Source organism: Halomonas sp. 25-S5 (assembly GCF_029889845.1).
Taxonomy (GTDB): Bacteria; Pseudomonadota; Gammaproteobacteria; order Pseudomonadales; family Halomonadaceae; genus Halomonas.
In genome coordinates this window covers 1-5421 of record NZ_JARANV010000047.1, presented here as the reverse complement: position 1 = coordinate 5421, position 5421 = coordinate 1, and the positions used below count along the sequence as shown (strand labels likewise).

The window sequence follows — 5421 nt, the reverse complement described above, 5'->3', positions numbered from 1 at the left end:
GCTACTCACACAACGGACTCGTCGATCCGGCCCGCTCGCGGGTCGCGGCGGCGCTCGTCCCGGTGATGGATTTCGACCAGCAAGCGCGCTACGTTGGGGCGAACTGGGCCCGGAAAAGACGGAGATCATGGCCAACATCACGGCTCGAATGCGTCACAACAGATCCCTACGCACGCGACCTGACGTCTCAGGCCGCACACCGGCCAATACAATACCCTATAGAAGCTGTGTAGCAGTCTGATGGGCGGCTTAGTCCAACAGGCATTTATACGCCATGCTCCGCACGGCGAAGAAATGCTGAACAGTTAATTTCTAGGATAGTCCGTCGCTATGGAAAGTCTCGAAGTAATCAAGCGTGAAATTGATAGCTATCATCAAAATTATCGTCACCCTGATTTGGCTCCTCCAAGGGTCAGTGGTGTCTACGACCTTTTTCCAGGCGAAGAGCGCAAGGGCCGTGAACACTCTTGGCCAAGCACTTGGCCGAATAATGGCCTTCCGGGCGTCTACTTTATTTTCGATGAAAACCTCTCACTACTCTATATTGGCAAGGCGAAGAATCTTGGGAGTCGATTGAGTTCCTATTTTATGTACGCCAGCGATAGGAGCTGTCGAGTAAAGGAAACGGGATGGCGCGTAAAACCTCGTTTTCTCGTGACTGCTAGCATCGGCGAATTCTTCGAGGCTCCAAGCCTAGAAGAGTATTTGATTGAGCAGTTTCAGCCTTCTCACAATTCGGTCGGCGTGAGGTCGAAGCCAAATTAACAAGGCCAAGCACGGCGACGCCTACTACATTGCGGCTTCGCCTCCATTTCGTAGTCGCGCATGTTGGCGGCGTTATGTGTAAAAAGCCAACCGAAGACAATCAATAAGGTGCAGGATATGTTTTCATCAATAAAAAAGAAATTACAAGGCATTCTTACAGCGTCTGCGCTAAAGAAGAAATCGAACGAGATACTTAATAGGCTAAGTAAAGACCCTGACAACAAGATCGCTGGCAGAGTTTCTGCTAGTGATTTAAGAGAGCATTGGGAGAATTGGCATAATGATTCAATCAAAGATATTGGAAATGCCAATAACCGCTACGATCAAATTATTGGTTTAAGGAAGGCTACTATTGAACAGATAGAAGAGCTTTCTTATACGACTCCTGTGGTAACCGAAAAATACAGCGATGACGATAAGAAGCTACTGCTTGAGCATCTAAATAAGGACAAGGATTATGAAAGTGTAAAATCCGAGCATTTATTCAGATACATGTACGCCCAAACAAGTTGGCAGGTTTTGAGGTATATATCACATGAATTTGATGACGCATCGCCACATGACTGGACCGAATATTATAAGTACCTTAGCGACACATATGTAGAACATGTTTACGATCGAATTATAAAAAATATTAAAGGCGAAGAAGGTGCGCTGGACGAGTTGGAGGATGCGTTAATCAATACCATTAAACAAAAACGGGATGAAATACGAGAAGAAATATTAAATGGAAGCAACTATGAATATAATCTCGAAGAGATAGAAAAGGAACAACAAGCCGAGAAAGAAAAAGAAGAGCAGGAAGAGGCGGAAGAAAAACAAAGAGAAGATGCAAAAAGAATTGCGACAAAAAGCATGTCCAACAGCCAACTTCAAGATCTAACAGAGTTTATGATCGGACGTTATGAGCGAATCAGAAATGGCGAACTATATAAAATTGAAGATTATTCGCCAGTGAATGCTTATGGTGCGCTTGAAGTAGACAGCGGAATAATGCTTATCGCTTTGTCGGAATGTGTCGCAGATTATGAAACAGCAAAGGAAGGGCTGCGCAAGGTAATGTGGAACTTTGTTAAATCAATTGGTAATGATCAAAGCCTATTAGGGAAGTCGCTTGGAGATGTAAATATAGAAGTGGCAGAAGAAATTTATAATATAAAACAAGAAAACGAAGAAAGTGGCTGGATGTCAGATGTAGTATTAATTGCCATCCAATATTTATACGACATTATCTTGTCAGATTTCACAGTCGAAGAACAAAGAGAGATCGGAAAGTATTCCGTAAATATGATTGATGACACATGGAGCGTTTTTGCAAATACTAAAAACGTGTTCGGCTACAATCTAAATACTGAGGGCATGTTTAGCTCAAAATGAGCTTCATCGAATATAAAACACATAACAAGGCGCTCGTTCGGATGCAAACTACGCTGCGCTTCGTTTGCACCGCACAGCTTAATCGTTAACCCGTGCAAGAGGTCCAGTTTGAATATTGAAGTAAGTAATGAAAAATCCGGCGATGAGTTGAAAATACATCAGGTTACTGAGCAGGCATTTTTAAGTGCTCCTTATACTGATCATACCGAGCATTTCATTGTTGATGCCCTTCGTGGTGCGGGAGCGCTAACGATCTCTCAGGTGGCTAAGGCTGATGGAGAAATTATTGGTCATGTTGCGATTTCTCCGGTCACTCTGTCAGGTGGTACAACCGACTGGTTTGGGCTTGGGCCAATATCTGTTCTTCCCGAGTATCAAGGGTGCGGTGTTGGCTCGAAGCTAATGAAAAGCTCTCTTGCCGCTCTTGAAGCAATAGGAGCATCTGGCTGTGTAGTACTCGGTGATCCTGGTTATTATGGTCGTTTCGGATTCAAGGTTGTAGATGGGCTGGTTTATCCTGGTGTGCCTGCTGAGTATTTTCAGGCGCTGTCGTTTTCCGACGAGTTCCCGCAAGGGGAAGTATCGTACCATGAGGCATTCTCAGCTCAGGGTTAACAAGGCCAAGCACAGCGACAGCTTTTTCGTTGCGGCTTCGCCTTCACTACAAAGCTGCGCGTGTTGGCGGCGTTAGATTTCATTAGGAACGTTGGATGGCTGATAATAATCTTAGTGGAAAGCAAAGGCTCGCAATATTTTTTTCCTTAATATGGATATCGCTTATAGGTTTTGCTTTTGCGCTTGATTACAACTTTAACTGGGCGTTTTTTCTCGGTATTGGCGTGTTTCCTGTGGCATTCATCTGAGGTGTTATATGGGTTGTAGCAGGTTTTAGAAAGTAATAGGGGATAGAGCAAATGTACGATCCTAGGCAATGGTCATTCGTTACAGACATGAACTATAATGGTTCAATCACAATTAGTGACGTGTGGCTTTGGTTTAAATGGCTATATTTTTATCCTGGAGATGGTTTTATTTATTTTCTAATAAATGGGGTTCCTGATATCGGCCGATTTCTTGAAATTACTTATAGTGATTATGGTGGCATACTTTCAGGGGTTATTTCTTTCATTGTTTGGGTTGTCGGCCTTGGGATTCTCGGGGCGCTGGCTGATGAATAATGAGAAATCTAACAATTGGGTCAAGTTCGTTCGCTATCGCTCACTGGGACGCTCCGCTTCGCTGCGTGCCCCTTACCCAAGACGTTAGGCATACTTAATATGACAGCACGTCACCATCATTATCTTTCACAGTGTTATTTGAAAGGCTTTACAAAAGGCGGTGCCAAAAAGTCAAAACTTACGGTTATCGATTTCAAAGAAAATAAGCGTTTTGAAACCATTCCAAGAAATGTTGGCGGCATTAGAGATTTCAACAGAATTGATATTGAAGGTGTCGAGCAGAATGCCCTAGAAAAATCTTTGTCTCAGTTTGAGGGTGAGGCAGCTTCGGCATTACGCAACTTAGAGGAAAATCTACATTTTGAAGGTGAAACAAGAATATTAATCCTTAATTTAATTGCTCTGCTTGCAATCAGATCGCCAGAGATGAGAGAGCACTGGAGACAGTGCCATGCACAGATAGCAGAGAGAGTTATGGATTTATCATTGGCAACTAAAGAGCGCTGGGAATCCCAATTGCGCCAAATGAAAGAAAGTGGAAAGGAAGTTAGCGACGATATCACCTACGAAGAAATCAAACGTTTTCATGAGAGCAAGGAATACGACATAACGGTGGCAAGAGAACATCATATACACATGGAGTTTGTAGGTGTCGATGCCATCCTCCCTTATCTTGATAGTCGTAACTGGTTATTGATCAAGGTCACAGAAGAATCTGGACCATTTATAACCACTGACAACCCTGTAAATATCACTTGGAAGGAGCCAGATAAAATTCCGCTTTTCTATAGAAATAGCCCTGGATACGGAATGAGAGGCACTCAAGTATATTTCCCCGTATCAAGGAACCTAGCGTTAATTGGGGAGTTCGATGGGCCTGAAGGCATAATAGATGGTAACAGAGAGCTTGTATCCGCACTTAATTATAAAATGCTTATATTTACCTACAAGCAAGTATATTGCCCAAAAATAGGTTTTTATTTTCGAGGAGCAGATGGTGCGCCTCTTGAAGGAACACAAGTCCTCAAACATATCGGTGCCTAACACGGCACTCCAGCCGACGCCAAAAAGCGGCGCAGCTGAGTTTGGACGTTAAGCATTGGGAGAAGGTCATGACACCGATATTTGATAAAAACGTCCAGCTAGCTGGCTGGTTTGATGGCGAGAACATTTTCGACCTCGGACTCAACTGGGTGGCTTTCTTGAGTGGAGACAATTTCTTCTCATCTAAATCTTTGGATTGGCTGGGCCCAATGCATGAAGGCTCATTATTGGATCGCAATGGTAAGCCTGTTGCTTGGTTGGAAGGAGCTAGTCCGAACGAAACGCTTAGGCCACTGACTCCTCTACAGCCATTGAGGCCGTTAACCCCGCTTCAGCCATTGAGACCATTAAACCCCTTGCAACCGCTGCGCCCCCTAGATCCTCTGGGCGGTTGGTCTCACTTAGAGTGGGGGCAGTGGCTAAATGCTTAACAAGCGCAGGCAATCTGACGGCTTTTTCGTTCTGCCTTCGGCTCCACTACAAAGCCGCGGTTGCTGCGGGCGTTAGCACCAAATACAACGAGGAAAGATATATGATTGAAGCATTGTATGGAATAGAGTTTGCATCGATCATCAATGATGGTGGCTATGGAGTAGTTGTCCTTTAAACGGGCCGCATTCTTGGTGGAGATTCATCGTTTGTATTCGTTGGCAACTACGAAGTAAAAAAACAATATCGTGCATGCAGATGTGAAATGCAAAAATGATAGAAAGCTTCTTCAATCAATTTTTGGCGATATTGATGAGTTCAATTTACACCTTGAAGGCTCGCCAGCTCATGACGGATTTATTCTTCAAGGGCACATGATTGAAAATCCATCAATGAAAATAGGCGTCAAATTAACTCGAAGAGCAGAGTTGCCATAAGTGCTAACAAGGCAATTTCACTCGGACGCCAAAAAGCGTCGTTCGTTCCTCGCTATGCTTTTTGTCTCCGGTGAATTGCGGCGTTACAACGTCATTTCTTCCGCTTTAGATCGCGGTAGAAGTTTTCGTGTGATCCCAGGGCCATCAGTTCGAGGACAAGAGCACCATCATCAAAGCTGTAACCTAGCAGC

At 44.1% G+C, this 5421-nt stretch carries 7 protein-coding genes; 6 read left to right on the top strand and 1 reads right to left on the bottom strand.

Translation table 11 applies throughout. From position 1 onward, the window contains the following. The first annotated feature begins 330 nt into the window (after positions 1–330). The 6 genes from OP498_RS18060 to OP498_RS18035 all read left to right on the top strand — a co-directional run bounded on the left by OP498_RS18060 (position 331) and on the right by OP498_RS18035 (position 4795). The gene (locus tag OP498_RS18060; protein WP_280554746.1) at positions 331–765 is read left to right on the top strand and encodes a nucleotide excision repair endonuclease; all 435 of its coding nucleotides are present in this window, start codon (positions 331–333) and stop codon (positions 763–765) included. A 117-nt stretch (positions 766–882) separates the two neighbouring features. After that, positions 883–2142, top strand: coding sequence for a hypothetical protein (locus OP498_RS18055; protein ID WP_280554742.1), 1260 nt, complete (start codon positions 883–885; stop codon positions 2140–2142). 108 nt (positions 2143–2250) lie between these two features. Beyond that, the gene (locus OP498_RS18050) at positions 2251–2757 is read left to right on the top strand and encodes an N-acetyltransferase (RefSeq protein WP_280554739.1); all 507 of its coding nucleotides are present in this window, start codon (positions 2251–2253) and stop codon (positions 2755–2757) included. A gap of 299 nt (positions 2758–3056) precedes the next feature. Next, positions 3057–3320, top strand: coding sequence for a hypothetical protein (locus tag OP498_RS18045; RefSeq protein ID WP_280554737.1), 264 nt, complete (start codon positions 3057–3059; stop codon positions 3318–3320). Positions 3321–3419: 99 nt separating this feature from the next. Beyond that, positions 3420–4364: a DUF4238 domain-containing protein gene (locus OP498_RS18040; protein ID WP_280554734.1), complete on the top strand. Its 945-nt coding sequence runs from the start codon at positions 3420–3422 to the stop codon at positions 4362–4364. A 68-nt stretch (positions 4365–4432) separates the two neighbouring features. Beyond that, positions 4433–4795 (top strand): 4-fold beta flower protein, encoded by a 363-nt coding sequence (locus OP498_RS18035; RefSeq protein WP_280554732.1) that lies wholly within the window; start codon positions 4433–4435, stop codon positions 4793–4795. 526 nt (positions 4796–5321) lie between these two features. Here the strand turns inward: OP498_RS18035 and OP498_RS18030 are convergent. Continuing rightward, the coding region (locus OP498_RS18030) for a type II toxin-antitoxin system RelE/ParE family toxin (protein WP_280553731.1) at positions 5322–5421 on the bottom strand (100 nt) is incomplete at its 5' end.